The organism is Thermocatellispora tengchongensis, from assembly GCF_014202315.1.
Taxonomy (GTDB): domain Bacteria; phylum Actinomycetota; class Actinomycetes; order Streptosporangiales; family Streptosporangiaceae; genus Thermocatellispora; species Thermocatellispora tengchongensis.
In genome coordinates this window covers 16,178-41,054 of record NZ_JACHGN010000025.1, presented here as the reverse complement: position 1 = coordinate 41,054, position 24,877 = coordinate 16,178, and the positions used below count along the sequence as shown (strand labels likewise).

Annotated in this window: 21 protein-coding genes; 10 read left to right on the top strand and 11 right to left on the bottom strand. The window is 70.9% G+C overall.

The window, feature by feature from the left end:
* Window positions 1-61 precede the first annotated feature (61 nt).
* From HNP84_RS41550 to HNP84_RS41540, 3 genes are all read right to left on the bottom strand, one after another.
* Window positions 62-487, bottom strand: a complete 426-nt coding sequence (locus HNP84_RS41550) for a cupin domain-containing protein (protein WP_185055580.1) — start codon at window positions 485-487, stop codon at window positions 62-64.
* A gap of 98 nt (window positions 488-585) precedes the next feature.
* Window positions 586-1,698: a phosphoserine transaminase gene (gene serC / locus HNP84_RS41545; protein WP_185055579.1), complete on the bottom strand. Its 1,113-nt coding sequence runs from the start codon at window positions 1,696-1,698 to the stop codon at window positions 586-588.
* 134 nt (window positions 1,699-1,832) lie between these two features.
* A complete protein-coding gene (locus HNP84_RS41540) occupies window positions 1,833-2,939 on the bottom strand; it encodes a citrate synthase 2 (protein ID WP_185055578.1) in 1,107 nt (368 codons plus the stop codon).
* A gap of 168 nt (window positions 2,940-3,107) precedes the next feature.
* Between HNP84_RS41540 and pdxH the strand changes: the two genes are divergently transcribed.
* Complete coding sequence (pdxH, locus tag HNP84_RS41535) at window positions 3,108-3,767, top strand: pyridoxamine 5'-phosphate oxidase (RefSeq protein ID WP_312926883.1); 660 nt, start codon at window positions 3,108-3,110, stop codon at window positions 3,765-3,767.
* 98 nt (window positions 3,768-3,865) lie between these two features.
* Window positions 3,866-5,236 (top strand): MFS transporter, encoded by a 1,371-nt coding sequence (locus HNP84_RS41530; protein WP_185055577.1) that lies wholly within the window; start codon window positions 3,866-3,868, stop codon window positions 5,234-5,236.
* On the opposite strand, the gene HNP84_RS41525 is transcribed toward HNP84_RS41530, so the two are convergent.
* On the bottom strand, window positions 5,205-5,849 hold the full coding sequence (locus tag HNP84_RS41525; RefSeq protein WP_185055576.1) for a UdgX family uracil-DNA binding protein: 645 nt from the start codon (window positions 5,847-5,849) through the stop codon (window positions 5,205-5,207). The genes HNP84_RS41530 and HNP84_RS41525 overlap by 32 nt on opposite strands.
* A 144-nt stretch (window positions 5,850-5,993) precedes the next feature.
* Here HNP84_RS41525 and HNP84_RS41520 point away from each other — a divergent pair, with 144 nt between their 5' ends.
* The gene (locus HNP84_RS41520) at window positions 5,994-6,698 is read left to right on the top strand and encodes an iron-dependent transcriptional repressor DtxR (RefSeq protein ID WP_185055575.1); all 705 of its coding nucleotides are present in this window, start codon (window positions 5,994-5,996) and stop codon (window positions 6,696-6,698) included.
* Between the two features lie 117 nt (window positions 6,699-6,815).
* Window positions 6,816-9,038, top strand: a complete 2,223-nt coding sequence (locus HNP84_RS41515; RefSeq protein ID WP_185055574.1) for an ATP-binding SpoIIE family protein phosphatase — start codon at window positions 6,816-6,818, stop codon at window positions 9,036-9,038.
* Between the two features lie 57 nt (window positions 9,039-9,095).
* On the opposite strand, the gene HNP84_RS41510 is transcribed toward HNP84_RS41515, so the two are convergent.
* A complete protein-coding gene (locus tag HNP84_RS41510) occupies window positions 9,096-9,257 on the bottom strand; it encodes a hypothetical protein (protein ID WP_185055573.1) in 162 nt (53 codons plus the stop codon).
* Between the two features lie 84 nt (window positions 9,258-9,341).
* Window positions 9,342-10,487 (bottom strand): acyl-CoA dehydrogenase family protein, encoded by a 1,146-nt coding sequence (locus tag HNP84_RS41505; RefSeq protein ID WP_185055572.1) that lies wholly within the window; start codon window positions 10,485-10,487, stop codon window positions 9,342-9,344.
* Window positions 10,488-10,709: 222 nt separating this feature from the next.
* Here HNP84_RS41505 and HNP84_RS41500 point away from each other — a divergent pair, with 222 nt between their 5' ends.
* From HNP84_RS41500 to HNP84_RS41480, 5 genes are all read left to right on the top strand, one after another.
* Complete coding sequence (locus HNP84_RS41500) at window positions 10,710-12,086, top strand: hypothetical protein (RefSeq protein ID WP_185055571.1); 1,377 nt, start codon at window positions 10,710-10,712, stop codon at window positions 12,084-12,086.
* 30 nt (window positions 12,087-12,116) lie between these two features.
* The gene (locus tag HNP84_RS41495; protein WP_185055570.1) at window positions 12,117-12,923 is read left to right on the top strand and encodes a class F sortase; all 807 of its coding nucleotides are present in this window, start codon (window positions 12,117-12,119) and stop codon (window positions 12,921-12,923) included.
* 183 nt (window positions 12,924-13,106) lie between these two features.
* Window positions 13,107-14,042, top strand: coding sequence for a hypothetical protein (locus HNP84_RS41490; RefSeq protein ID WP_185055569.1), 936 nt, complete (start codon window positions 13,107-13,109; stop codon window positions 14,040-14,042).
* Between the two features lie 12 nt (window positions 14,043-14,054).
* Window positions 14,055-14,948, top strand: a complete 894-nt coding sequence (locus tag HNP84_RS41485; protein WP_312926881.1) for a class F sortase — start codon at window positions 14,055-14,057, stop codon at window positions 14,946-14,948.
* A gap of 167 nt (window positions 14,949-15,115) precedes the next feature.
* The gene (locus HNP84_RS41480; RefSeq protein WP_185055568.1) at window positions 15,116-16,261 is read left to right on the top strand and encodes an acetyl-CoA C-acetyltransferase; all 1,146 of its coding nucleotides are present in this window, start codon (window positions 15,116-15,118) and stop codon (window positions 16,259-16,261) included.
* A 123-nt stretch (window positions 16,262-16,384) separates the two neighbouring features.
* Here the strand turns inward: HNP84_RS41480 and HNP84_RS41475 are convergent, their stop codons facing one another.
* From HNP84_RS41475 to HNP84_RS41455, 5 genes are all read right to left on the bottom strand, one after another.
* Complete coding sequence (locus tag HNP84_RS41475) at window positions 16,385-17,269, bottom strand: carbohydrate ABC transporter permease (protein ID WP_185055567.1); 885 nt, start codon at window positions 17,267-17,269, stop codon at window positions 16,385-16,387.
* Window position 17,270: 1 nt separating this feature from the next.
* A complete protein-coding gene (locus tag HNP84_RS41470) occupies window positions 17,271-18,176 on the bottom strand; it encodes a carbohydrate ABC transporter permease (protein WP_185055566.1) in 906 nt (301 codons plus the stop codon).
* Between the two features lie 78 nt (window positions 18,177-18,254).
* Window positions 18,255-19,520: an extracellular solute-binding protein gene (locus HNP84_RS41465; RefSeq protein WP_312926879.1), complete on the bottom strand. Its 1,266-nt coding sequence runs from the start codon at window positions 19,518-19,520 to the stop codon at window positions 18,255-18,257.
* Window positions 19,521-19,723: 203 nt separating this feature from the next.
* Window positions 19,724-21,655 carry an acyl-CoA dehydrogenase family protein gene (locus HNP84_RS41460; RefSeq protein ID WP_185055564.1) on the bottom strand — a complete coding sequence of 644 codons (1,932 nt, stop codon included), beginning with the start codon at window positions 21,653-21,655 and terminating at the stop codon, window positions 19,724-19,726.
* 84 nt (window positions 21,656-21,739) lie between these two features.
* Window positions 21,740-22,444, bottom strand: a complete 705-nt coding sequence (locus tag HNP84_RS41455; protein WP_312926878.1) for a class I SAM-dependent methyltransferase — start codon at window positions 22,442-22,444, stop codon at window positions 21,740-21,742.
* Window positions 22,445-22,673: 229 nt separating this feature from the next.
* Here HNP84_RS41455 and HNP84_RS41450 point away from each other — a divergent pair, with 229 nt between their 5' ends.
* Window positions 22,674-24,872, top strand: a complete 2,199-nt coding sequence (locus HNP84_RS41450; protein WP_185055562.1) for an ATP-binding protein — start codon at window positions 22,674-22,676, stop codon at window positions 24,870-24,872.
* Window positions 24,873-24,877 lie beyond the last annotated feature (5 nt).

Genomic DNA, 24,877 nt, shown 5'->3' with positions numbered 1-24,877 from the left:
CGGCGGGCGGCTCGTTCGGGAGGGGGCACGGCGACCGCCTGGGCGGGCGGGCGCGGGGTGCTCACGCGGCGCACGGCGGGGCCGGGGCGTCCTCGGAAAGGGCGCTGCCGGCGGGGTTGACGTAGAGGACGTCCAGGACCAGCGGGCCGGGGCCGCGGTTCTCGCCCATGTGCACGTGCTGCGGGCCGCTGGGCTCCACCAGGCTGTCGCCGGCGTGGTAGGTGCGGATGGTGACGCAGTCGGCGGCGGTGTGGGTGAGCGTGCCCACGCGCACCCGGGCGTACAGGGTGCCGCGGTGGAAGTGCCAGCCGGTGCCGCCGCCAGGGCCGATGGTGATCTCGCGGACGACGTAGTCGCGCCCGGCGTGCGTCGTCTTGGCCACGATGACGCTGCTCACGCCGGTGGGCGGCGTGGCGTGCGCGGCCTGGGGGAGGAGCAGGGCCAGCGTCAGGGCCGTCAGGGGCGCGGCGGTGCGGGCTCGGCGCATGTGCGGTGCCACCCTTGCCTCGGGGTGCGTACGGGCGCGAGGGGGTGCGTACGGGCGCCCTCGCGCGGGATCGGCCGCGCGAGGGGTCGGGACGGCGGCTACAGGCGCTCGACGATGTAGTCGACGCAGGCGGTGAGGGCCTCGACGTCGGCCGGGTCGATCGCCGGGAACATCGCGATGCGGAGCTGGTTGCGGCCCAGCTTCCGGTACGGCTCGGTGTCGACGATGCCGTTGGCGCGCAGGATCTTGGCCACGGCGGCGGCGTCCACGCTGTCGGCGAAGTCGATGGTGCCGACGACGTTGGAGCGCTGCGCCGGGTCGGCCACGAACGGGGTGGCGAAGGACGACTTCTCGGCCCAGGTGTACAGGCGCTGGGCGGAGTCGGCGCTGCGCGCGGTGGTCCAGGCCAGGCCGCCGTTGGAGTTCATCCACTCGATCTGGTCGGCCAGCAGGAACAGCGTGGCGACGGCCGGGGTGTTGTAGGTCTGGTCCTTGGCCGAGTTGTCGATCGCCGTGGGCAGGCTGAAGAACTCGGGGATGTACCGGCCGCTCGCGGCGATCTCCTCGACGCGGGCCAGCGCCTTGGGCGAGAACAGCGCGACCCACAGGCCGCCGTCGGAGGCGAAGCTCTTCTGCGGCGCGAAGTAGTAGACGTCGAACTCGCGGGCCTCGACCGGCAGGCCGCCGGCGCCGGAGGTGGCGTCGACGAGCAGCAGCGACTCGTCGTCCACGACGCGGGTGATCGGCATGGCGACGCCGGTGGAGGTCTCGTTGTGGGTCAGGGCGTAGACGTCCACGCCCTCCTCCGGCCGGGCCTGCGGGTGGGTGCCGACCTCGGAGGAGATCACGGTGGGCTCGGCCAGCCACGGGGCCTTCTTGGCCACGGTGGCGAACTTGGAGGAGAACTCGCCGAAGCTGAGGTGCTGGGACTTCTCGCGGATGAGCCCGAAGGAGGCGATGTCCCAGAAGGCGGTGGTGCCGCCGTTGCCGAGCACGACCTGGTAGCCCTCGGGCAGGCCGAACAGGCTCCCGAGGCCCTCGCGCACCCTGCGTACGAGCTCCTTGACCGGCTTCTGCCGGTGGGAGGTGCCCATCACGGCGCCCCCCGCGGAGGCGAGGGCGGCGAGCTGCTCGGGGCGGACCTTGGACGGTCCGCAGCCGAATCGGCCGTCGGCGGGTTTGATGTCTGCGGGAATCACGATGTCAGCCACTCGACCAAGAGTACTGAGCCCATCTCGTGGTTCCGCCGCAGGTCCGGATGGTGAGACGCCCGCGCGTGGCGTGCCGCGTGACATCTCCGGGCGAATCACCGCGAAGGGTCACGCGGCACGCGTGAGAAAGTTCTCTAGAACTTGCCGATGACCTCCGCCGCGCCCGGGACGTCGTCGATCGAGCGCTGGGGCGGGCCGATGTACCTCGCGCTTGGGCGGACCAGCCTGCCCGTGCGCTTCTGCTCCAGGATGTGCGCCGCCCACCCGGCCGTACGGGCGCAGGTGAACATCGAGGTGAACATGTGGGCCGGGACCTCGGCGAAGTCCAGGATGATCGCCGCCCAGAACTCCACGTTGGTGGCGAGCACCCGGTCGGGCTTGCGGGCGTGCAGCTCGGCCAGGGCCGCGTTCTCCAGCGCGGCGGCGACCTCGTACCGCGGCGCGCCCAGCTCCTTGGCCGTGCGCCGCAGCACGCGCGCCCGCGGGTCCTCGGCGCGGTAGACGCGGTGGCCGAAGCCCATCAGCCGCTCGCCGTTGTCGAGCGCCTGCTTGACGTAGGTCTCGGCGCTGCCGATGCGCTCGACCTCCTCGATCATGTGCAGCACGCGCGCCGGGGCGCCGCCGTGCAGCGGGCCGGACATCGCGCCCACGGCCCCGGAGAGGGCGGCGGCGACGTCGGCGCCGGTCGAGGCGATGACCCGGGCGGTGAACGTGGAGGCGTTCATGCCGTGCTCGGCGGCGGAGGTCCAGTAGGCGTCGATGGCCTTGACGTGCTTGGGGTCGGGCTCACCGCGCCAGCGGATCATGAACCGCTCGACGATGGTCTTGGCCTCGTCCACCCGGCGCTGCGGCACCATGGGCAGGCCCAGGCCGCGGGCGGACTGGGCGACGAAGCTCAGCGCCGTGACGCTGGCCCTGGCGAGGTCCTCGCGGGCCTGCTCGGGCGTGATGTCGTGAAGCTGGCCGAAGCCGTACGCGGGCGCGAGCATCGCCAGCGCGCTCTGCACATCGACGCGGATGTCACCGGAGTGGACGGGGATCGGGTAGGGCTCGGCCGGGGGCAGACCCGGCTGGAACTCGTTGTCCACGAGCAGGCCCCACACGTGCCCGAAGGAGACGCGGCCGACCAGCTCTTCGATGTCAACGCCCCGATACCGCAGGGCGCCTCCTTCTTTGTCCGGTTCCGCGATCTCGGTCTCGAAGGCTACGACGCCTTCGAGCCCGGGTTTGAAGTCGGACATTCTCGGCCGCCTCCCTTTCTTGAAGTCAAAGCCTTGATGTCGAGATACCGGCGGGTCTTATTCAACCCCCTGCTCGGTGATGGGTCTGCGCCGGACCCGCCGAAACGCGAAAGTCCCTGGTAGGGGCACTCGCGCAGTGGTCCAACAAGCGCGCAAGAATACCGTCCCGTGGACGCCACACCGCGCCCGCCCGCGATGGCGGGGCTACGACGTACGTACGAGGGCGAACCCCTGCTCGAAGCCGATCTCGCCAAGGACCCGGTGACCCAGTTCACCGTATGGTTCAACGAGGCGGTCGCGGCCGGAGTGCCCGAACCCAACGCCATGGTGCTCGCCACCAGCTCCTCGGGCGGCCGTCCGTCGGCCCGGACGGTCCTGCTGAAGGGCTGCTCGGACGAGGGCTTCGTCTTCTACACCAACTACGAGTCGCGCAAGGGCCGCGACCTGAGCGAGAACCCGCGCGCGTGCCTGCTGTTCCCCTGGCATCCGATCCGCCGCCAGGTGCGGGTGGAGGGCCGGGTGGTGCGCGTGTCGCGCGAGGAGACGGCCGCGTACTTCTCCTCCCGCCCGTACGGCTCGCGCATCGGGGCCTGGGCCTCGCGCCAGTCGGCGGTGGTGCCCTCGCGCGAGGCGCTGGACGCGCGCTACGAGGAGCTGGCCGCGCGCTGGCCCGACCCTGACGACGTGCCGGTGCCCGAGTTCTGGGGCGGGTACCGCGTGATCCCCATGGAGGTGGAGTTCTGGCAGGGCCAGCTCGACCGGATGCACGACCGCCTGCGCTACCGCAGGGACGGCGCGGGCTGGAAGGTGGAGCGGCTCGCCCCCTGAGCCGGGCTCATGTGCCGCGGCCCCCTGTTGATCGCCGTCCGGCGGCCCATGGTTCGCTATGAGGGGCTTCGTCCGGATGAGCACAGGGGGTACGCGCGATGCCGCAGGGGCTGTGGAGCCGGGTGGCCGTCGATCCGCGGCCCCTGCGCACGGCGGCGTTCCGGCGGCTGTGGTGGGGGCAGGGCGTCTCGTTCATCGGCTTCCAGCTCTCCTCGACCGCGGTCGCCGCGCAGATCTTCGCCATCACCTCCTCCTCGTTCTGGGTCGGCATGCTCGGCCCGGTCACGCTGGTGCCGCTGGTGATCTTCGGGCTGTGGGGCGGCGCGGTGGCCGACGCGGTGGACCGGCGGCGGCTGCTGCTGGCCGGGTCCGTGATCGCGTGGGCCGCCTCGATCGCGCTGCTGGCCCAGTCGGCCCTGCGCGTGGACAACGTGTGGCTGATGCTGGCGACGATGGCCGTGCACTCGACCGGCTTCGCGATCACCAGCCCGGTGCGCGGCGCGATCATCCCGCGCCTGGTGCCGGTCGAGGAGGTGCCCGCGGCCAACACGCTGAACTTCCTGGTCAGCAGCATGGGCGCGGTGATCGGGCCGCTGGTGGCCGGCGTGGTGCTCGCGCACGGCGGCTACACGGGGGCGTACCTGATCGACGTCGTGCTGTTCGGGGCGGGCTTCTACGCCGCGCTGCGCCTGCCCCCGCTGCCACCGCTCGGCCAGGCGGCGCCCGCCGTACGGGATGCGAAGGACGCGACGGGTGCGAAGGACGCGACGGACGCGCAGGACGCCACGGGCGCGAAGGACGCCACGGACACGACGGGCGCGACGGGCGCGACGGGCGTACCGGACGCGCCGCGGCCGGGCCTGCGGGCCGTGGTGGAGGGCCTGCGGTTCATCGCCGGGCACCCCGTCGTGCTGATGTCGTTCGTGGTGGACATCATCGCGATGGCCTTCGCGCTGCCGCGCGCCCTGTTCCCCGAGATCGTGGCCGAGCGGTTCGGCGGGTCGCCGGTGGCGTTCGGCTGGCTGACCGCGTCCATCGCGCTCGGCTCGGCGGTCGGAGGGCTCTTCTCCGGCTGGGTGGGGCGGGTCCGCAGGCAAGGGGTCGCCCTGACCGTCGTCATCGCCCTGTGGGGCCTCTCAGTGGCCGCGGCGGGCCTCGCGGGGTCGCTGTGGCTGATGGTGGCGCTGCTCGCGCTCGGCGGCGCGGCCGACCTGGTTTCGGCCGTGTGGCGGCAGACCATCCTGCAGACGTACGCGCCGGACGAGATGCGCGGCCGGCTCCAGGGCGTCTTCTACGTCGTCGTGGCGGGCGGGCCGCGGCTGGGCGACCTGCGCGCGGGGGCCACGGCCGCCGTGGTGGGCGTGGTGCCGGCGTGGGTCGGGGGCGGGCTGGCCTGCGCGGCGTTCGTGCTGGTCGCGGGGTTCGCGGTGCCCGCGTTCAGGGCCTACCGGCCCCGGCACCATCCGTGACGACCCGCGCCGCCGCCCGTACGTCGGCCAGGAACCCCTCGTACGCCGCGTCGCGGTCGGGCGCGCGCAGCACCGCCGAGGGGTGGATCGTGGCCACCACCACGGTCTCGCCGTGCGGGAGCGGCTGCCCGCGGTGGTGCGTCACCCGGAACGACGGCCCGAGCAGCGCGCGGGCGGCCGTCGCCCCCAGCACCACCGTCACGTCGGGGTGCAGCAGCGCCATCTCGGCGGTCAGCCAGGGCAGGCAGGCGTCGATCTCGGCCGCGCTCGGCTTCTGGTGGATGCGCCGCTTGCCCTTGTAGGTGAACTTGAAGTGCTTCACCGCGTTCGTCACGTACACCTCGTCGCGGTCGATGCCGGCCTCCTCCATCGCGCGGTCCAGCACCCGGCCGGCCGGTCCCACGAACGGCGCCCCCTGCCGGTCCTCCTGGTCACCCGGCTGCTCGCCGACGAACAGGTAACGCGCGTCCACCGCACCCTCGCCGAACACGGTCTGGCCGGCATCGCGGTAGAGCCCGCACCCCTGGCAGCCCGCCGCCGCACGCCGCAACTCGGGCAGGGTCCGCGAGGTGGGAAGGAATGCGGCAGCTCCCTTGTTGTCCAATTCAGCCATCGCCGGTCGTCACTCCCAACGGGGTTCTCCCCCCAACCGGGGCGCACTCCCAATAGGGTTCTGCGGACGATGGTTTCCTGCCCCCGGCGAGTGGTCTCAGTCCCCGGTCGATGGGCGTAGCATCGAGACAGGACGGGAGGAGCCTTGACCGCACACGGCCTGATCGACACCACGGAGATGTATCTCCGGACGATCTTCGAGTTGGAAGAAGAGGGGATCGTCCCTCTTCGCGCGAGAATCGCCGAGCGGCTGCAGCAGAGCGGGCCCACTGTCAGCCAGACCGTCGCGCGTATGGAGCGCGACGGCCTCGTCCGTGTCGAGGGTGACCGCCACCTCGCCATGACCGAGCTCGGCCGCACCCTCGCCATCCGCGTCATGCGCAAGCACCGCCTCGCCGAGTGCCTGCTGACCCAGGTGATCGGGCTGCCCTGGGAGGAGGTGCACATCGAGGCGTGCCGCTGGGAGCACGTGATGTCCGACTCCGTCGAGACCCGGCTGGTTACCCTGCTCGGCCACCCCACCTTCTGCCCCCACGGCAACCCCATCCCGGGCCTTGAGGAGCTGGGCGTCGGTGAGGCCGCCAAGCCCGACGAAGACCCCATGATCGCGATGTCCGACGTCGCCGGGCCGCGGGATCTTCCCGTCGTCGTGCGGCGAATTAGCGAACAAGTGCAAAGCGATCCTGCTGTGATGCTTAAACTCAAGCAAGTTGGGATACAACCCGGACGCGAGGTGACGCTCGCGGCGAGCGACGACGGTGTGCGGGTGACAGGTGACGAGCAGACGGACAACTCTCTCGCGGAGCTGCCGCGCGAAGTCGCCGCGCACGTCTTCGTCTCCAAGCGCTGACCCTCGCGCGACTGCGTTGTTTCCCGATCGGGAGTCCCCCCTCCACTCCCCGGCCATGACAGCAGGAGCGCCCGTGGTTCGCATCGCGCAACGCCACCGTCAAGAGGTGGACGCCGGATGAAGCGCTGGGGGGATCTTTCCCAGGACACCAACGATCACCTCTCGGCCGGCTCCGTGCTCGACCACGCCGAGATGGCCGTGGTCGTCACCGACCGGTTCAGCAACGTCCTGTACTGGAACCCGTTCGCCGAGACCCTGTTCGGACGGCCGGGCCGGCACGGCCCCCGCGACCAGCCCGTGCTGTCGCTGGGCATCATGGAGCGCGACCACCCGCTCTCCGTGGAGCTGGCCAAGCACGTGCTGAAGGGCGGCGTCTGGGAGGGCACGTTCGACGTCCGCCGCGGCGACGGCACCATGGTCTACGTACGCGCGCAGGCCGTCCCGCTGCGCCACCCCTCGGGCTCGGTGAGCGGCATCGTGATCACCGCGCGCGAGGCCATGCGCAGCAACGAGCGCGAGAAGGACCGCTTCGGCCTGCTCGAACGCATCGGCGAACGGCTGGCCGGCTCCCTGTACGTCGAGGAGACCCTCAAGCGCGTCGCCGAGATGCTGGTGCCGCAGTTCGCCGACCACTGCTTCATCGAGCTGATGGAGAACGACCGGCTGGTGCGGCGGGTCTCCACCCACGTGCAGGGCTGGACCCCGCCGCCCGACACCTGGCAGCCCGTCGGCGCCGAGATCCACTACCCGCCGGGCCACTACGCCGACGCCGCGCTGCGGCGCCAGGAGACCATCCTGGTCGAGGACTTCTCCCAGGTCAGCTACCCCAGCCCCAACTCGGCCAGCGCCAGGCTGTGCGGCGAGGTGGGTATGACCTCGGCGATCGTGGCGCCGCTGTGCGCCCGCGGCGAGATCCTGGGCCTGATGTACCTCGGGCTGTCCAACCTCACCGACCGGCGCAGCCCCCACTACGACGCCTTCGACCGCGACTTCGTCGGCGCCATCGCGACCAGGGTCGCGCTCGCCGTGGACAACGCGCTGCTGTTCGAGGAGGAGCGGCACACCGCCGAGTCCTTTCAAAAGCACCTGCTGCCGCGCGCGCTGCCCCAGCTCGACGGGCTGGAGATCGCGGTGCGCTACTACCCGGCCGCGCCGCTCGCCTCTCACGGCCAGGGCATCCAGACCCAGGTCGGCGGCGACTGGTACGACGTGATCCCGCTGTCGGCGGGCCGTGTCGGCATCGTGATCGGCGACGTCGAGGGCCGGGGGGCCAAGGCGGCGGCGGTCATGGGCCAGCTCCGCGCCGCGCTGCGCGCCTTCGCCCAGGACGACAAGCCGCCGGCCGACATCCTCGCCCGCCTCGACGAGTGGACCCGCATCGTGGCCACCCCCGACGACGGCGGCGACGTCAGCGTGCCCCCGATCGTGACCTGCCAGTACATGGTCTACGACGCCTGGTCGCGACAGTTGTCCTTCGCCAACGCCGGCCACGCCCCGCCGCTGCTGCTGGCCGACGGCACCTGCACCGAGCTGGACATCTCCGAGGTCGGCCAGCCGCTCGGCGTACGCGCCAAGGGCCTGCACGCCGACCTGGTCTACAAGGAGGAGACCCGCACCCTCCCGCCCGGCGCGGCGCTGCTGCTCTACACCGACGGCCTGGTCGATCGGCGGCCCACCCGCGACGCCGACGGCAACGTGCCCGACGAGGGCGGCAACCTCGGGCTGCTGTGCGAGAAGCTGGCCAAGATGGAGGAGTCCGCGGTCGAGCAGATCGCCGACACCGCCACGGTGGCCGTGCCCGGCGAGATCGACGATGACATGGCGCTGCTGGTGATCCGCTCCAGCGCGGTCGATCTCGACGTGGAGGAGCGCACCTTCCCGGCCCAGCCGATCATGGTCGGCGAGGCGCGCCGCATGGCCGCCGAGGCGTTCAAGGGCTGGGGGGTGCCCGAGGAGCGGGCCGAGCTGGCCTGCCTGCTGGTCTCCGAGGTCGTCACCAACGTCGTGCTGCACGCCGCCACCGCGAGCGTCCCCCGCCGGGAGCTGGCGATGGAGGGCCCGCCGCTGTCCTTCGAGGACTCCTGGGACTTCCCCTCGCTGGACGAGGAGGTCGCCGCCGGGGAGAAGGAGTTCACCCTGCGCCTGCGCCGGGGCCGCGAGGCCGTCTGGGTCGAGGTCTTCGACCAGGACCTCCGGCTGCCCCGCATCCGCAGCGCCGGCGAGAACGACGAGGGCGGGCGCGGCCTCTACCTCGTGGACCAGCTCGCCCGCCGCTGGGGCTCCCGCCCCACCAAGGAGGGCAAGGCGGTCTGGTTCGAGATCCCGACCAAGGGCCGCTAGACCGAGGGCCGCTGGACGAATGGCCGCTGGGCGAATGGCCGCTGGACCAAAGGCCGCTTAGCGCATCGTCTGGCCCCACACGGCGAGCATCACGATCATGAAAGTGATCATCACGCCGGCGTAGGCGAGCGGCCCGAAGCGGAGCATGCGCCGCACCCGGTTGAGCCCCCAGGCGAACAGGAACGCCAGGAACACCAGCAGGATCAGCCCGCTGTCCATCGCGCCACCGCCTCCCGTCGTCCTGCTTGCCAGTATGCGTCATCGCGGCCCGCGCCGGGGGCGGACGGCGCGGGGGGAGCCGGATCAGAACCCGAACGAGCGGCCGATGATCTCCTTCATGATCTCGGTGGTGCCGCCGTAGATCGTCTGCACCCGGCTGTCGAGCCACGCCTTGGCCACCGGGTACTCCAGCATGTAGCCGTAGCCGCCGTGCAGTTGCAGGCAGCGGTCGATGACCTTGGTCTGCAGCTCGGTGGTCCACCACTTCGCCTTGGCGGCGTCCACCGGGGTCAGCTCGCCCGCGTTGAGGGCGACCACGCACTTGTCCACGTAGTGGCGGGCGATCTCGACCTCGGTGGCCAGTTCGGCGAGCACGAAACGGGTGTTCTGGAAGCTGCCGATCGTGCGCCCGAACGCCTTGCGGTTCTTGCAGTACTCGATCGTCGTCTCCAGCACCGTCTCCGCAGCCGCGACCGCGGCCACCGCGATCGACATGCGCTCCTGGGGCAGGTTGCGCATGAGCTGGTAGAAGCCCTGGCCGTCGGCGTCGCCCAGGCGGTTGGCGACCGGCACGCGTACGTTGTCGAAGAACAGCTCGGCGGTGTCCTGCGCGTGCATGCCGACCTTCTCCAGGTTGCGGCCCCGGCTGAAGCCCTCCATGCCGCGCTCGACCACCAGCAGGGTGATGCCGCGCGCCCCGGCGTCCGGATCGGTCTTCACCACCGTCACCACCAGGTCGGAGTTGATGCCGTTGGTGATGAAGGTCTTCTGCCCGTTGACGATGTAGTGGTCGCCCTCGCGCACGGCCGTGGTCCGGACGCCCTGAAGGTCGCTGCCCGCCCCCGGCTCGGTCATCGCGATGGCCGTGATCAGCTCCCCGGAGACGAACCCGGGCAGCCACCGCCGCTTCTGCTCCTCGTCGGTCAGGTCCACCAGGTACGGCGCCACCACGTCGTTGTGCAGCGAGAACCCCGGCCCGGTCGCGCCGATCCTGGTCATCTCCTCCAAGATCACCATGTTGTAGCGGAAGTCGGTGATCCCGGAGCCGCCGTACTCCTCGGGCACCGAGAACCCGAACATGCCCAGCTCCCCGGCCCGCTTCCACACCTCGCGCGGCACGATGCCGTCCTTCTCCCACTGCGCGTGGTGCGGAGCGACCTCCCTGACCATGAACTCGCGCACGGTCTCACGGAACAGGTCGTGCTCCTCCTCGAAGAGGTCCCGCCGCATCTACTGCCTCCTTCGCCGGCTCAGACACCAGAATACGGTTCTGGTTACCGCCTGGTAGGAAGCAACATCACAAGTACGCCACAGTCGTCATAAGCGCCCCTTGTCCTATTTCGGGAGTCAGTACGATCCGACGGGGCTTTTGATCAGATGGGATCGGAGTGTGCTGTGCTTGGGTGGGGTGCTGGACTGAGGAGGGTCGCCGTCGCCTCGGCGCTAGGGCTGGTGGGCGGCGCGATCGTGCTCACCTCGGGCACTGCCGCGCGTGCGGCGACGGTCGATCTGAACGTTGATTACCGCTGCACGGGCGGCGTTGCGAAGACGGGCTCCCCTCCCGTCTTCCTCAGGACCACCGTGACGATCCCGACCACGCTGAACGTCGGCGATCCGCTCAACATCTCCTGGAGACTCGCCTACAAGAACCAGTCGCGCTTCGGCTCGCCGGCCCGGTTCGCCGAGGGCGCCAGGATCAGCATCATCGGCAACATGAAGATGACCGGCGACTGGGTCGGCATCCTCCAGCCGAAGGGTTACCTCGACCAGACCACGCCGCTGGTGAAGGGCACCCCGCTGGTCCTTCCCGAGGGCATTTCCGACTTCGCGCACCTCGACGTGCCGGGGACCGTGAAGATCACTCCCGATGTCCTCCACGTTGACTTCACTCCGCCGGTCCGCGACCTTGTGATCAACGACGATGACCCGGACGTGAAGTACAACCCCGTCGGGCTGTGGGCCGACGTGGAGGGCGAGCCGAACGACGGCGATATCTACAAGGACTACCACCAGAGCAACACGGTGGGCGACACGGCCACCCTGACGTTCACGGGCACCGGCATCGAGTACATCGGTCAGCTCGACCGTGAGGCCGGCCCGGTCGCCATCGAGCTCAACGGCAAGGCCGGCACGCCGCCCGAGGTGGACCCCTCCCTTGACGACAACGGCATGCCCCACAACTTCACGCGCAAGGGAGGCCAGACGCTCTGGCGGTTCACCGACCTGCCGTACAAGGAACACACGATCCAGATCAAGAATGTCACGGGGAAGCGGACGACGCTCGACGCGTTCAAGGTCATCACCCAGCAGTTGAGCGGGCCGCCGCCGCAGTACCGCGCGACCTGCAAGATCATCAGCAATCCGGTCTCGGTCGACATCACGATCGGCGGCGGATCGGTCCCGACGGGTACTCCGACCGGCACGCCGACCACCACGCCGACCGACGGCAACACGCCCACCCCCGACCCGACCGACACGACGCCGGGCCCGACCGGCTCCAACTCCGGCTCCCCGAGCCCGAGCAACACCAACACGGGTGGGACCGGGAACAACAACAGCAACAACGGCACCGGGACCACGGTGTTGACGACCGCCACAGCCACGGCCACCGCCAGCGCGCGGCCCACGACGACCGTGACCGCGACGCATACCGCGCAGGTGAGGGTCACGCCCATCGGTGCGGCGCAGACCGGTGAGCTGCCCGAGCGGAATCCGTCGGGGCTGACGCTGCTGCTCGCCGGCTGTGTGATGCTGGGCGGCGGGATCATGAGCGGGGTGGCGATGCGGCGGCGTAGGGCGGCCCATGCGGGCCGCGATGGCGCGAGCTGACGGTCAGGCACGGCAGGCAGGGGGAGACCAGTGGCGCATCCAGGTCCGAAGGGCGGTAGCGCACCCGAGGCCAAGAAGGGCAAGGGCGGCATCGCGGCGATGCCCGCGCTGCTCGTCGTGGGGTCGCTCGGCGGGATCGCGGCCATCATGGCCGGCCTGCTGACGTACCTGTCGCCGGCGTCCAGCGAGGAGCTGTACGCCGTGGGCGACGGCCCGGCGGGGCAGGACGGCACCGTGAACATCCAGGCGGCGGCGCAGCCGATGCTGCTACCCAGCGTGGGGCCCGGCGGCCCGGACGTGCCGCTGACCCCCGCCGAGCCGGCGGCCCCGCCGCCGCTGCCCGCGGTCAAGGTCGAGCCGCCGGTCGCGACGACCAAGAGCACCAGGCCGACCAAGATCTCGATCCCGGGCATCGGGGTCAAGGCCCCGCTGATCTCGGTCGGAGTGCAGAAGAGCGGCGAGATCGAGGTGCCGCCGCTGGAGCGGCCCAAGGTCGCCGGCTGGTACCGCCTGGGCCCGGTGCCCGGCGAGATCGGCCCGGCCGTGATCGTCGGCCACGTCAACAACAAGCAGGGCCCCGCGGTCTTCAGCCGCCTGCGCGAGGTGAAGCGCGGCGACAAGGTGCGCGTCGCCAGGAACGACGGCAAGATCCTGGAGTTCACCGTGGACGGCGTGGAGCAGGTGAGCAAGGGCACCTTCCCCACCAACCGCGTCTACAGCAACCTGAACGACGCGAGCCTGCGGCTGATCACGTGCGGCGGTGTCTACAACCCGGCCAAGCACAGCTACTCCGACAACATCATCGTTTACGCGACGTTGTCGAAGAAGTCCAAGTGACCGGGCGCCCGGGGCCGGTGTACTGATCTAGAGTGACGCCAAGGAATCTATGCCCGTTTTTGGCGTATAGGGCCAGATTCCCAGCTCGTCTTCATATGATCTGTATCGAACCGTGACCCATGACTGGGAAGCTGGTACGCCTGTCGAACCGGTCAGTCCGCGCGCGTGAAACGGAGTAGGACAGTGCTGAAGTCCAAGGCGCGACGTCGAGTCGCCCTGAAGACCGCTGCCCTGGGAGTGATAGGAGGAGGGCTGCTCCTGGGGGGCCTCCCGGCCCTGGCCGCGCCCGTCAACATCACGTACAACTGCACTCCGTCCGGTACCGCCGGCGGCACGGCGATCCCGGTCACGTTCTCGATGGAGCTGGTCGGCCCGGCGACCGCCCCCTCGCCCAGCTCGTCGGTCACGGTGACGTGGCGCATGGCGACGCCGACCGGTTCCACGTCGAGCACGCCCACGACCACCCCCACGGCCACTCCCACCGCCTCGTCCTCCTCGGTGCTGCCCGCCCCGGTCGAGATCACCGCCAACGCCGTGATCGTCGCGGAGGGCACGGTGGTGGCCAGCGGCGCGCCCGTGGGCGCGACCGGCGTCACCGCGACGCCCTCGGGCAGTGTGACCGCGACCCCCGGGGTGCAGGCGCAGAGCCCGATGCCGGTGCCCACCGCGATGACCCTGGTGATCCGCCCGACCGCGGCCGGCACGGTCGCGCTGCGCGGCGAGGGCTTCGTGCTGAGGGCGGGGTCCGGCAGCACGACCACCTACTACACCTGCCAGCCCGCGACCGCGGGCCAGGGGCCGTCGCTGAACCTGGCGGTCGGCACGAGCACCGGAACGGGCAGCCCGAGCCCTTCCAACACCTCCACCGGGACGGGCACGCCGACGCCGACGAACAGCACGCCGCGGCCGACCACCACGCGTACGGCGACCGTCACCGCCACGCCGCCCGGGGGGAACGGGCAGGTGACGCGGACTCCCGATGGGGGCGCGGCCACCGGTGGTGGCGGGGAGATGGGGCCCGATGCGCGGATGTTCCTGCTCGTCGGGTCGCTGATGGTGCTCGGGGCCGGGGTCGGCGGGTTGTTCCTGCGCCGGCGGACCGCCGCCAACCGGGGCTGAACGGGGCGGCCGGTGAGCACGCCACCGCCCCCAGGGCAGCCGCCGTATCAGCAGCCTCCGTACGGCGGGCAGCCGTACGGGGCCTACCCGCCCCAGCATCCCGTGTTCGGGGCGCCGGGGCCGGTGGTGTTCGGGCCGCCGATGCCGCAGCCGCAACCGCAGCCGCAGTGGGAGCCCGAGGAGCCTGAGGAGCCGGCCGGAACGCGCGTCCTGCGGTCGGTGCTGATCCTGGCCGCCGTGGCGGGCGTGATCACGGTGGTGGTGGGGCTGGTGTTCATGGCCGCCGACCCCGAGGGGTACGGGCTGGCCAACGGGCGCACCGAGCTGGAGTTGCAGGCCCAGCCCCCGGCCAGCGCCGACACGGGGATGTTCCAGGCCGCGCCCACGGTGCCGCCGCCGCTGCCGGCCATCCAGCCCGCGCCGCCGATGCAGCCCTCCACCCCGATCCGGCTGGTGATCAAGCGGCTGAGCGTGAACGCGCCGATCAAGTCGGTGGGGCTGGCCCGGGACGGCACGATCCAGGTGCCGCCCGCCGACAACGCGAACCTGGTCGGCTGGTACCGGCACGGCCCGACGGCGGGTGAGGCGGGGCCGTCGGTGATGCTCGGCCACAAGGACACCCGCACCCGCAGCGCGGTCTTCAGCAGGCTGGACGAGATCCGCAACGGCGACACGATCGAGGTCTACCGGCGCGACGGCACGGTGGCGGTGTTCACCGTGGGCGGGGTGGAGCAGGCGGACAAGAAGACCTTCCCCACCCAGCGCGTGTACGGGCCGCAGGCGAACGCCCAGTTGCACCTGATCACCTGCGGCGGCAGCTACAACCGCTCGACCGGCCACTACACCGACAACATCATCGTGTACGCGACGATGACCAGCAGCCATCGGGTGTCCGGTACCTCCTGACAACGGGCCTCCTGACAACGGGCCTTCTGACGACGCGCCTTCTGGCGGGGTGCCTTCGGTCGAGTGCCCTGATAAGTGCACCCTTACGGTCGCGGACGAAGGTTCTGTTGTAGTCTCATAGCGACCGAACATTGCTCGGTTTCGATGGGACGGGACCAGGAGGCACTGTGGCAGAGGCGTACATCGTCGGGGCGGTTCGCACCCCCGTCGGCAAGAAGAAGGGCGGCCTGTCCACCGTCCACCCCACTGACCTGGCGGCGCACACCCTCAAGGCGCTCATCGAGCGTACGGGAGTCGATCCCGCGGCCGTGGACGACGTCATCATGGGCTGCGTCATGCAGTTCGGCCCGCAGAGCATGGACATCGCGCGCAACGCGTGGCTGTCGGCCGGGCTGCCCGAGACGGTCGCCGGCGTCACCATCGACCGCCAGTGCGGCTCCTCGCAGCAGTCGATCCACTTCGCCGCCCAGGGCGTCATGTCGGGCACCCAGGACCTGGTGGTGGCGGCCGGTGTGGAGTCGATGAGCATCGTGCCCATGGGGTCGAGCATCAGCGCGGCCTTCGAGAAGGGCATGCCGCTGCCGTTCGGCGAGGGCTGGGCCGCCCGGTACGGCAAGCAGGAGATCTCCCAGTTCCGGGGCGCGGAGCTGATGTGCGAGAAGTGGGGCTTCACCCGCGAGGAGCTGGAGCAGTACGCCTACGAGAGCCACCAGCGCGCCGCCAAGGCCATCGCCAACGGCTACTTCAGGGACCAGATCGCGCCGATCGCCGGCGTCGAGGACGACGAGGGCCCGCGCCCCGACACAACGCTGGAGAAGATGGCCGCGCTGAAGACCCTCAAGGAGGACGGCAAGATCACCGCGGCCACGTCCAGCCAGATCTCCGACGGCTCCGGCGCGGTGCTGATCGCCTCGGAGGCGGCGGTCAAGGCGCACGGGCTCACCCCGCGCGCCCGGATCGTCACGCTGGCGCTGATGGGCGACGACCCGGTCTACATGCTGACCGCGCCGATCCCGGCCACGCGCAAGGCGTTCGAGCGCTCCGGGCTGAGCATCGACGACATCGACGTCATCGAGATCAACGAGGCGTTCGCGCCGGTCCCGCTGGCCTGGATGAAGGAGATCGGCGCCGACCACGCCAGGACCAACCCCAACGGCGGCGCCATCGCGCTCGGCCACCCGCTGGGCGGCACCGGCGCGATCCTGATGACCAAGCTGCTGCACGAGCTGGAGCGCACCGGCGGCCGGTACGGCCTGCAGACCATGTGCGAGGGCGGCGGCCAGGCGAACGTGACCATCATCGAGCGCCTGTAACGCCGGCGAGGACGTGCGGCAGGCGGGACCGGCGGGCTCCCGCTCGCCGCGCACAGCGGCGCCCCCTTCCCCGGGTCGCGGGGGAGGGGGCGCCGCTTTCGGCGGCCGGCCTGGTGGCGCGGCCTATTTGACGGCGCCGGCGGTCAGACCGCCGACGACCTTGCGCTCGATCAGCGCGAACAGGATGATCACCGGGATGGTGGCGATCACCGATCCGGCGAAGAGGTTCTGCCAGTCCACCTGGTACTGCCCGATGAAGGAGTTCAGCGCCACGGGCAGCGGCTGGTTCTCCTGGGAGGTGGTGAGCGTGAGCGCGACCACGAACTCGTTCCAGGCGGCGATGAAGGTGAAGATCAGCGCGGTCACCACGCCGGGCATGGCCAGCGGCAGCGTGACCCGGAACAGCGCGCCGCCGCGCCCCGCGCCGTCCATGAAGGCCGCCTCCTCCAGCTCGCGCGGGATCGAGGCGAAGTAGGCGTTCAGGATCCAGACCGCGAACGCCAGGTTGAACCCGGCGTTGACCAGGATCAGCGACCACACCGAGTCGACCAGCCCGAGCTGGGAGAACTCGCGGTAGATGCCGACCAGCATCGCGGTGGGCTGGAACATCTGGGTGATCAGCACCAGGATCAGGAACGCGGTGCGTCCTTTGAAGTCGTGCCTGGCCGTGTAGTACGCCGCCGGCAGCGCCACCAGCAGCACCAGGATCGTCGAGCCGGCCGCCACCTGGAGCGTCACGCCCAGGTTCTGCACCAGGCCGCCGCTCCAGAAGGTGACGAAGTTGGACCAGGCGAACGTCTCGGGCAGGTACGTGGCCTCGCGCAGCTCGTCCTGGGGCCGCAGCGCGGTGAGCACCATCACGAGGTACGGGAAGACGAACACGAACGCGATCACGTACGCGCTCGCCGCCACGATGACCTTCTTGACCGACGGCAGGGCGCGGCCGGGCGGGGTGGTGGCCTGCCGCCGGGCCGGTACGGTGCGCGGGCGGGCCTCGGTTACCGTCATCTCAGGCCACCTGCCGGTTCCAGCGCGCCACCTTCAGGAACACGGCCACGAGCACCACCACCATGCCGAAGTTCACCACCGACATCGCGGCGGACTCGCCGATGTCGGAGCCCTTGAGGATGTACATGAAGATCGTCGAGGTGGCCGTGGAGTAGCCGGGCTGCCCGTGGGTCATCACCCAGATGATCGGGAAGCTGTTGAAGACGTTCATCACGTTGATCAGCATCGCCACGGTCAGCGCGGGGCGGAGCAGCGGCAGCGTGATCGAGAAGTAGATGCGGGCCTTGGACGCGCCGTCCATGCGCGCCGCCTCGTACACGTCCGCCGGGATCGTGGCCAGGCCGGCCAGCAGCGCGTACGTCGTGAAGGGCAGCGAGACGAACACCGCGACGCCGATCAGCCACGGGAACGCGGTGGACGCCTTGCCCAGCGGGTCGGCGTCGGCGCCGCCCATCGCGTCCAGGATGCCGAGGTCGTGCAGGATCATGTTGATCAGCCCGACCTCGGGGTCGAGCATCCACTTGAAGATGATCGCGGTCATCAGCACCGACGCGGCCCACGGGGCGATCAGCGCCCACCGGGCGATGTTGCGGCCGGGGAAGCGCTGGTTGAACAGCTGGGCCAGGGCCAGCGACAGCACGACCGTGAGCCCGACGACCGCCACGACCCAGATCAGGCTGCGGATCATCACGCCGCCGAAGTCCGGCTCGGCGAACAGCTTGGTGTAGTTGTCCACGCCGTTCGCGCCGCGGACCACGCCGAACCGGCTGATCTTGAGGAACGACGACTGGATCATGACGATGACGGGCCAGACCACGACCACCGCGATGAGCACCACGGCCGGGCCGACCCAGGCCAGCGGCTCCAGGGCCCGCCCCGCCCGGGCGAGCGGGGATGTCTGCTGCATGAGGTCTCGATTCTCGGGTCAGGTCCCGCCTCCCTCCGGGACGCGCCGGTGGAGGGAGGCGGGAGGCCGGAGAGGGCGTCAGCCGGAGGTGGCCACCTTCTGGATGGCGCCGAGCACCTTGGCCGGGTCGTCGAGCGCGCCGCCGATCGTCTGCTTGATCTGCGTGTTCACCTCGGACCACTTGGGGTCCTGGAACGGGTAGAAGGTCGCGTTGGGCAGCGCGTCCAGGAACGGCTTGAGCTTCTCGTCGCTGGACAGCTTCTGGATGCCGGACTTGGTCACCGGAAGCAGCTTGTAGGTGTCGCTGAGCTTCTGCGCCGCCGAGCCGGAGTAGAAGAAGTCGAAGAACTTCTTGATCTCCTCCTGGTGGCCGTTCTTGTTGAAGGCCATGATCCAGTCCTCGACGCCGAGCGTGGTGTCGAGCGGGCCGCTCTTGCCCACGATGGGCGCGACGCCGAACTCGGTCAGGCCGCCCTTCTCGAAGATCGGGATCGACATGGGGCCGCCGTTGACCATGCCGACCTTGCCGGCGGCGAAGTCGGCCCAGACGTCCTTGCGGTTCTTGGTGCCGGGGTTGGCGGTGGTCAGGCCCGCGTCCACCAGCTCCTTCAGGTACTTGAAGGTCTCGATGTTCTGCGGGGAGTCGATGGCCCACTTGCCGGAGGCGTCCTTGTAGCCGCCGCCGTTGCCCATGAACCACAGGAACGACTCGGCCTGCGCCTCCTCGTTGCCCAGCGGCAGGCCGAAGGGCTGGGCCACGCCGGCCTTCTTCAGCTTCTCGGCGGCGGCCTTCAGCTCGTCCCAGGTCTTGGGCGGCTCGGCGATCCCGGCCTTGTCGAACAGGTTCTTGTTGTAGAACAGGCCGCGCGCGGAGGAGACGAACGGGATGCCGTAGCCGACGCCGTTCACCTTGCCGAACTCGGCGAACTTCTCCAGCAGGTCGGCCTTGGTGTTCGGCGAGAGCACCTCGTCCACCTTGTAGAGCAGGTCGTCGGCGACGAAGCCGGAGTAGTCGCCGGTCTGCAGGATGTCGGGCACCTGGCCGTTCTGCACCATGGTGGCGACCTGCTTGTCGATGTCGTTCCAGTTGATGACCTGGACGTCCACCTTGATGTTCGGGTTGGCGGCCTGGAACTCGTCCACGACGCCCTTCCAGAACTTCTCGCCGCTGTTGTCGGCGGTGGGGCCGTCGCCGTAGTCGGCGGCGACCATCTTGAGGGTGACCGGGCCGCCCTGCGCCGAGCCGCCGTCGCCGGCGGTGTCGCCGGAACCGGAGCCGCAGCCGGTCAGGACCAGCGCGGCGGCCAGCCCGAGCGTGACCGCGCCCGTAAGCCTGTTCTTCACGATTGGGTACCACCTTGGGGGAAAGACTGGTCCGTACCAGACACCGTCCGCCATAACAGAGTTCTGCGCGCAGTTGGCTCACTGTACGACGGAAGTTCCCGACTGGTCTATACCGGGCGATCTCGGTTCGGCAACGGGAGGGCGCGACGAAGCCGTGCTCACCGGTACTGGTCTATACCGGTGAGCGCGGCTTCACGTGGGGATCACATGATGGCGCGCCGCACGTTCTCCGCGCTGGACGGGCCGGTAGGGGGCTCGGCGATCCACGGGCCGGGAATCGACGGGTCCAGGATGCCGTCCTCCAGGAAGGCGTAGCGGCCGTCCATGACGTGGCGCGCCAGGCGCACGTCACGGGCGTCGGTGTTGGCCCACAGCCGCTCGAACAGCGCCTCCACGCGCAGCCTGGCCTGGTGGCAGAACGCGTCGGCCAGCTCGTACGGCCGCCGCCCCAGCTCCGCGCCCTCCTCGCGGGCCCGCACGCAGGCCGCGGTCATCGCGAACAGCTCGGCCCCGATGTCCACCAGCCGGCCCAGGAAGCCCTGCTTGTGCTCCAGCCGTCCCTGCCAGCGGGACATGCCGTAGAAGGTGGTACGGGCCAGTTTGCGGCTGGTGCGCTCGATGTAGCGCAGGTGCGCGGCGAGCGGCCCGAACTCCGCGTACGCGCCGGGGCGCTGGCCGGCGCCGACCACCAGCGTGGGCAGCCAGCGGGCGTAGAAACCGCCCGCCCTGGCCGCGGCCCTGGCCCGCTCCGCCGCCGGCGCGGCCGAGTCGATCATCTTGCCGGCGACCGACAGGTGCGCGTCCACCGCCTCCCGGGCGATCAGCAGCCGCATGATCTCGCTGCTGCCCTCGAAGATCCGGTTGATCCGCAGGTCGCGGAGCATCTGCTCGGCGGGCACCCCGCGCTCGCCGCGTGCCGCGAGCGACTCGGCGGTCTCGTAGCCGCGCCCGCCCCTGATCTGGACCAGTTCGTCGGCGACCCGGCAGGCCATCTCCGAGGCGTACAGCTTGGCCAGCGCCGCCTCGATGCGGATGTCGTTGCTCTCGTCGTCGGCCATGCGGCTGGACAGGTCCACCACGGCCTCCAGCGCGAACGCCGTGGCCGCGATGAAGGCGATCTTGCCCGCCACCGCCTCGTGCCGGCCCACCGGGCGGCCCCACTGCTCGCGCGCCACCGACCACTCGCGGGCGATCTTCAGCGCCCATTTCGCGCCGCCCGCGCACGTTGCCGGGAGCGACAGGCGGCCGGTGTTCAGCGTGGTGAGCGCGATCTTCAGGCCCTGGCCCTCGCGCCCGATCAGGTTCGCGGCCGGGACCCGCACCGCGTCGAAGCGGGTCACGCCGTTCTCGATGCCGCGCAGCCCCATGAACGCGTTGCGCCGCTCCACCGTGATCCCGGGCGAGGCCGCCTCGACCACGAACGCGGAGATCCCCCGCCCGGTCCTGGCCATCACCACCAGCAGGTCGGCGATCACGCCGTTGGTGGTCCACAGCTTGACGCCGTCCAGGACGTACTCCTCGCCCTCGCGCCTGGCCGTGGCGGCCAGCCGCGCCGGGTCGGAGCCGACGTCGGGCTCGGTGAGCAGGAACGCGGAGATCTCGCCGGCCGCGCATCTGGGCAGGAAGCGGCGCTTTTGCTCCTCGGTGCCGAACAGCTTCAGCGGCTGCGGCACCCCGATCGACTGGTGCGCCGACAGCAGCGTGGCCACGGCGGGGGAGTACGAGGCGACCAGCGACAGGGCGCGGGCGTAGTACAGGTGGCTCAGCCCGAGCCCGCCGTACTCCTCCCCGATCGTGATCCCGAACGCCCCCAGCGCGGCCAGGCCCTTGACCACCTCGTCGGGGATCTGCGACTCCCGCTCGATGCCGGCGGGATCGACCCGCTCCTCCAGGAACCGGCGCAGCGCGCCAAGGAAGTCCTCGCCCTTCTCCACGGCCTCCGGTGGCAGGGTGGGCGCCGGGTGCACCAGGTCGAGCCGGAAGTCGCCCAGGAAGAGCTGCTTGCCGAAGCTGGGCCGGGTCCACTCCTTCTCCCGGGCCTGCTCGGCGACCTCCCGCGCTCGCGCGTACTCGCGGCTCTGCGCCGCCTCGGTGCCGCCGGTGTTCGCGGGTACGCCGATCTTCTGATCCGTCATCGCCGCCTCCTACGACAGGCTGCTTGCGACGTTACGCCGGATACCTACCCGCGAGTAGCCTGCGTAGACCGGGGCCGCTCCGGCTCAGACGCGGGCGACGCAGAAGACCGTCTGGCCGAAGGGCGGCCGGATGAACCGCTCGATCAGGCGGGTCGCGGGCACGACCGTGCGGTCGTAGATCTTCACCAGGCGGGGGTCGGGGTAGCCGACGCCGCCCCGGCGCACCGCCACCCACCACGCGATGCCGCCCAGGAAGTTGATCGGCTTGAGCACCTCGACGGCCAGGCCGGCCTCGGTGACGGTCTTGCGCAGGGTGGCGGGGGTGTAGCGGGTGACGTGGCCCACCTTGCGGTCGAAGTCGCCGTAGAGCTGCATGTAGCCCGGCACCCAGATGACGATCCGCCCGCCCGGCTGGGTCACCCGCGCCAGCGAGCGCAGCGCCTCGACGTCCTCCTCGATGTGCTCCAGGACGTTCATCATCACGACCGTGTCGACCTTCTCCTCCAGCGGGATCTCGGTCGGCAGGCCGAACTGCAGCACCTGGATGTCCTCGCGGCCGGCGAACCGCTTGCCGAGCTGCTCCACGCAGTAGGGGTCGAAGTCGCTGACCACCAGCCGGTCGAGCCGCGGCAGGAACTGCTCGGCGAAGTGGCCGAGCCCCGAGCCGATCTCCAGCATCGAGCGGCCGACGTGGGGCGCGACCATGTCGAACTCGTACTGCCGGTAGTTCTTGGCCTCGTCGCCACCGAGGTGGTTCTCCAGGGCCTCGTCGCCGGCCGCCGGTTGCACTACACGGTCATACCCAGACATGCGTTTCCGTCCAGCTCGCTTCCACACAAAACCGGGCGCGCGGCCGCGGTTTACGGACCGGGCCGAGTCTAGTGCCCGCTCTGCCGGGCAGAGCGCCTTTCCGGTGCGGGCGCCGTCAAACCATGCTCACGCAGTGTAGTTGAGCCTGTTCTTCCCGTGATGTGGTGGGTAGGATTTCGAGCACCAACTCCCCCCAATCGAGGCAGACATGGAGCGAAGCTATTTACCTGCTGAGGTCACGAGCTTCGTGGGGCGGCGGGCCGAGCTCGCCGAGATCAAGCGCCTGCTGGGCGTCTCCCGCCTGGTCACGCTGACGGGCCTGGGCGGCGTGGGCAAGAGCCGGCTCGCGCTGCGCGCGGCGAGGGCGGTGCGCAGGTCCTTCCCCGGCGGCGTCCATCTGGTCGATCTGTCCGACCTGGAGGACCCCGAGCTGCTCGGCCACACCGTGTGCCAGGCGCTCGGCCTCCCCGACCGCACCGCCCGCACCCCACTCGAAGTCCTCATCGAGCACCTCCGCGACCAGCGCGCCCTGCTCCTGCTCGACGGCGTGGACCACCTGGTCTCCCCCTGCGCGCCCCTGGTGGACGCGCTGCTGCGCGCCGCGCCCCGGCTGCGCGTCCTGGTGACCAGCCGCCAGGTCCTGGACGTCCCCGGCGAGCACCTGCTCGTCGTGCCCCCGCTGCCCGTCCCCGGCCCCGACGAGCCCGCCTCGGCCGCCAGGCACGAGAGCGTGGCCCTGTTCGTGGAACGCGCCGCCGCCGCCGTGGCCGGGTTCGAGCTCACCGAGCGTAACCGCGAGGCGGTCGCGCGGCTGTGCGCGCGGCTCGACGGCATCCCGCTGGCGCTCGAACTCGCCGCCGTGCGCCTGCACGCGATGTCCGTCGAGCAGATTCTGGACCGCCTCGACGGGCGGTTCCGGCTCCTGGTCGGCGGCGGCCCCACCCGGCCGCCGCGGCACCAGACCCTGCGCACCGCGATGGGCTGGAGCCACGAGCTGTGCACCCCCGAGGAACGCCTGCTGTGGGCCCGCTTGTCGGTGTTCACCGGCTCCTTCGACCTGGACGCCGCCGAGAGCGTGTGCGCCGACGAGCGCCTGCCCGCCGCGGCGATCCTGGACGGGGTGGCGGGCCTGGTGGAGAAGTCGATCGTGATGCGCGAGGACTCCGACGGCGGCGTGCGCTACCGGCTGCTCGACACCGTCCGCGAGTACGGCGCCGAGTGGCTGCTGCTGCTCGACCCCGAGGGCGCCGCCGAGCTGCGGGCCCGCCACGTGCGCCACTTCACCGCGTTCGCCACCGCCTGCGAGGCCGCCTGGTTCGGCCCCGACCAGGAGCGGATCTTCGCCAGGACCCGCGCCGAGCACCGCAACCTGCGCGCCGCCCTGGAGTTCTGCGTGACCCGGCCCGGCCACGCCCGCGACGGCATGGGGCTGGCCGCGATCCTGTGGTTCTACTGGGTCGGCTGCGGCTACCTGGGCGAGGGCCGGCACTGGCTGGACCAGGCGCTCGCGCTCGACCCAGCCCCCAGCCCCGAGCGGGCGCGCGCCCTGTGGGCGTGCGGCTACGTCGCCGGGGTGCAGGGCGACATCGCGTACGCCACCCGGCTGCTGGAGGAGTGCCGCGAGATCGGCGATCCCCGGGTGGCGGCGCGGGCGGTGCACCGCCTCGCCTGCACCGCGTTCCTGGACGACGAGCTGGAGCGCGCCGTGCCCCTGTTCGAGGAGGCCCTGAAGCGGTACGCCCGGCTCGACGACGGGGCCCCACCACGCGGCACCGGGCCGCCCGAGCCCTTCGGCGACGTCGGCGGGCACGCCGCGGTGGCCCGCGTCGAGCTGGCCATGGTGACCGCCTTCCTGGGCCGGCGGGCGCGCTCGGCCGAGCTGTGCCGCGAGGCCCGCGCGATGTGCGAGCGGCGCGGCGAGCGCTGGGTGCGCGCCCACCTCGACTACGTCGAGTCCTACTGGGCCTGGGCCAGCGGCGACCCGGTGCGCGCGATCGGCCTGGCCAGGGCCTCCCTGGCGGCCCACCACGCCTTCCACGACGTGATCGGGGTGGTGATGGCGGTGGAGCTGATCGCGCTGTTGGTGACCGAGGGGGCCGCGGTGCCGTCGGCGTACGATCAGGCCGCGGTGCTCCAGGGCGCGGCGGCCCGGCTGTGGCAGTCGGTCGGCATGCCCTCCTTCGGCTCGCGCTACTTCAACGAGCCGCACCAGGAGTGCGCGCGGCGGGCGCGAGCGGCGATCGGCGAACGCCGCTACACCGCGATGCTGGCCCGGGGCGGCAGGCTCGGCCTGGACGCGACGGTGAGCCGGGCACTGAGCGATGAAAGCGAACTCGTCGGGGTCGGTCACCTTGACCCCGGAGCAGCGGTGAAATATGCACTAAGCGACGATACTGTTAACCCTTAGTGACA

What these genes read in the sequence shown, in the direction of transcription:
- HNP84_RS41510 (WP_185055573.1), bottom strand. Translation starts at nt 9,257, where the DNA reads ATGGACAGCGGGCTGATCCTGCTGGTGTTCCTGGCGTTCCTGTTCGCC.
- HNP84_RS41515 (WP_185055574.1), top strand. Translation starts at nt 6,816, where the DNA reads ATGAAGCGCTGGGGGGATCTTTCCCAGGACACCAACGATCACCTCTCG.
- HNP84_RS41450 (WP_185055562.1), top strand. Translation starts at nt 22,674, where the DNA reads ATGGAGCGAAGCTATTTACCTGCTGAGGTCACGAGCTTCGTGGGGCGG.
- HNP84_RS41540 (WP_185055578.1), bottom strand. Translation starts at nt 2,939, where the DNA reads ATGTCCGACTTCAAACCCGGGCTCGAAGGCGTCGTAGCCTTCGAGACC.
- HNP84_RS41550 (WP_185055580.1), bottom strand. Translation starts at nt 487, where the DNA reads ATGCGCCGAGCCCGCACCGCCGCGCCCCTGACGGCCCTGACGCTGGCC.
- HNP84_RS41470 (WP_185055566.1), bottom strand. Translation starts at nt 18,176, where the DNA reads ATGCAGCAGACATCCCCGCTCGCCCGGGCGGGGCGGGCCCTGGAGCCG.
- HNP84_RS41530 (WP_185055577.1), top strand. Translation starts at nt 3,866, where the DNA reads ATGCCGCAGGGGCTGTGGAGCCGGGTGGCCGTCGATCCGCGGCCCCTG.
- HNP84_RS41475 (WP_185055567.1), bottom strand. Translation starts at nt 17,269, where the DNA reads ATGACGGTAACCGAGGCCCGCCCGCGCACCGTACCGGCCCGGCGGCAG.
- HNP84_RS41505 (WP_185055572.1), bottom strand. Translation starts at nt 10,487, where the DNA reads ATGCGGCGGGACCTCTTCGAGGAGGAGCACGACCTGTTCCGTGAGACC.
- HNP84_RS41525 (WP_185055576.1), bottom strand. Translation starts at nt 5,849, where the DNA reads ATGGCTGAATTGGACAACAAGGGAGCTGCCGCATTCCTTCCCACCTCG.
- HNP84_RS41460 (WP_185055564.1), bottom strand. Translation starts at nt 21,655, where the DNA reads ATGACGGATCAGAAGATCGGCGTACCCGCGAACACCGGCGGCACCGAG.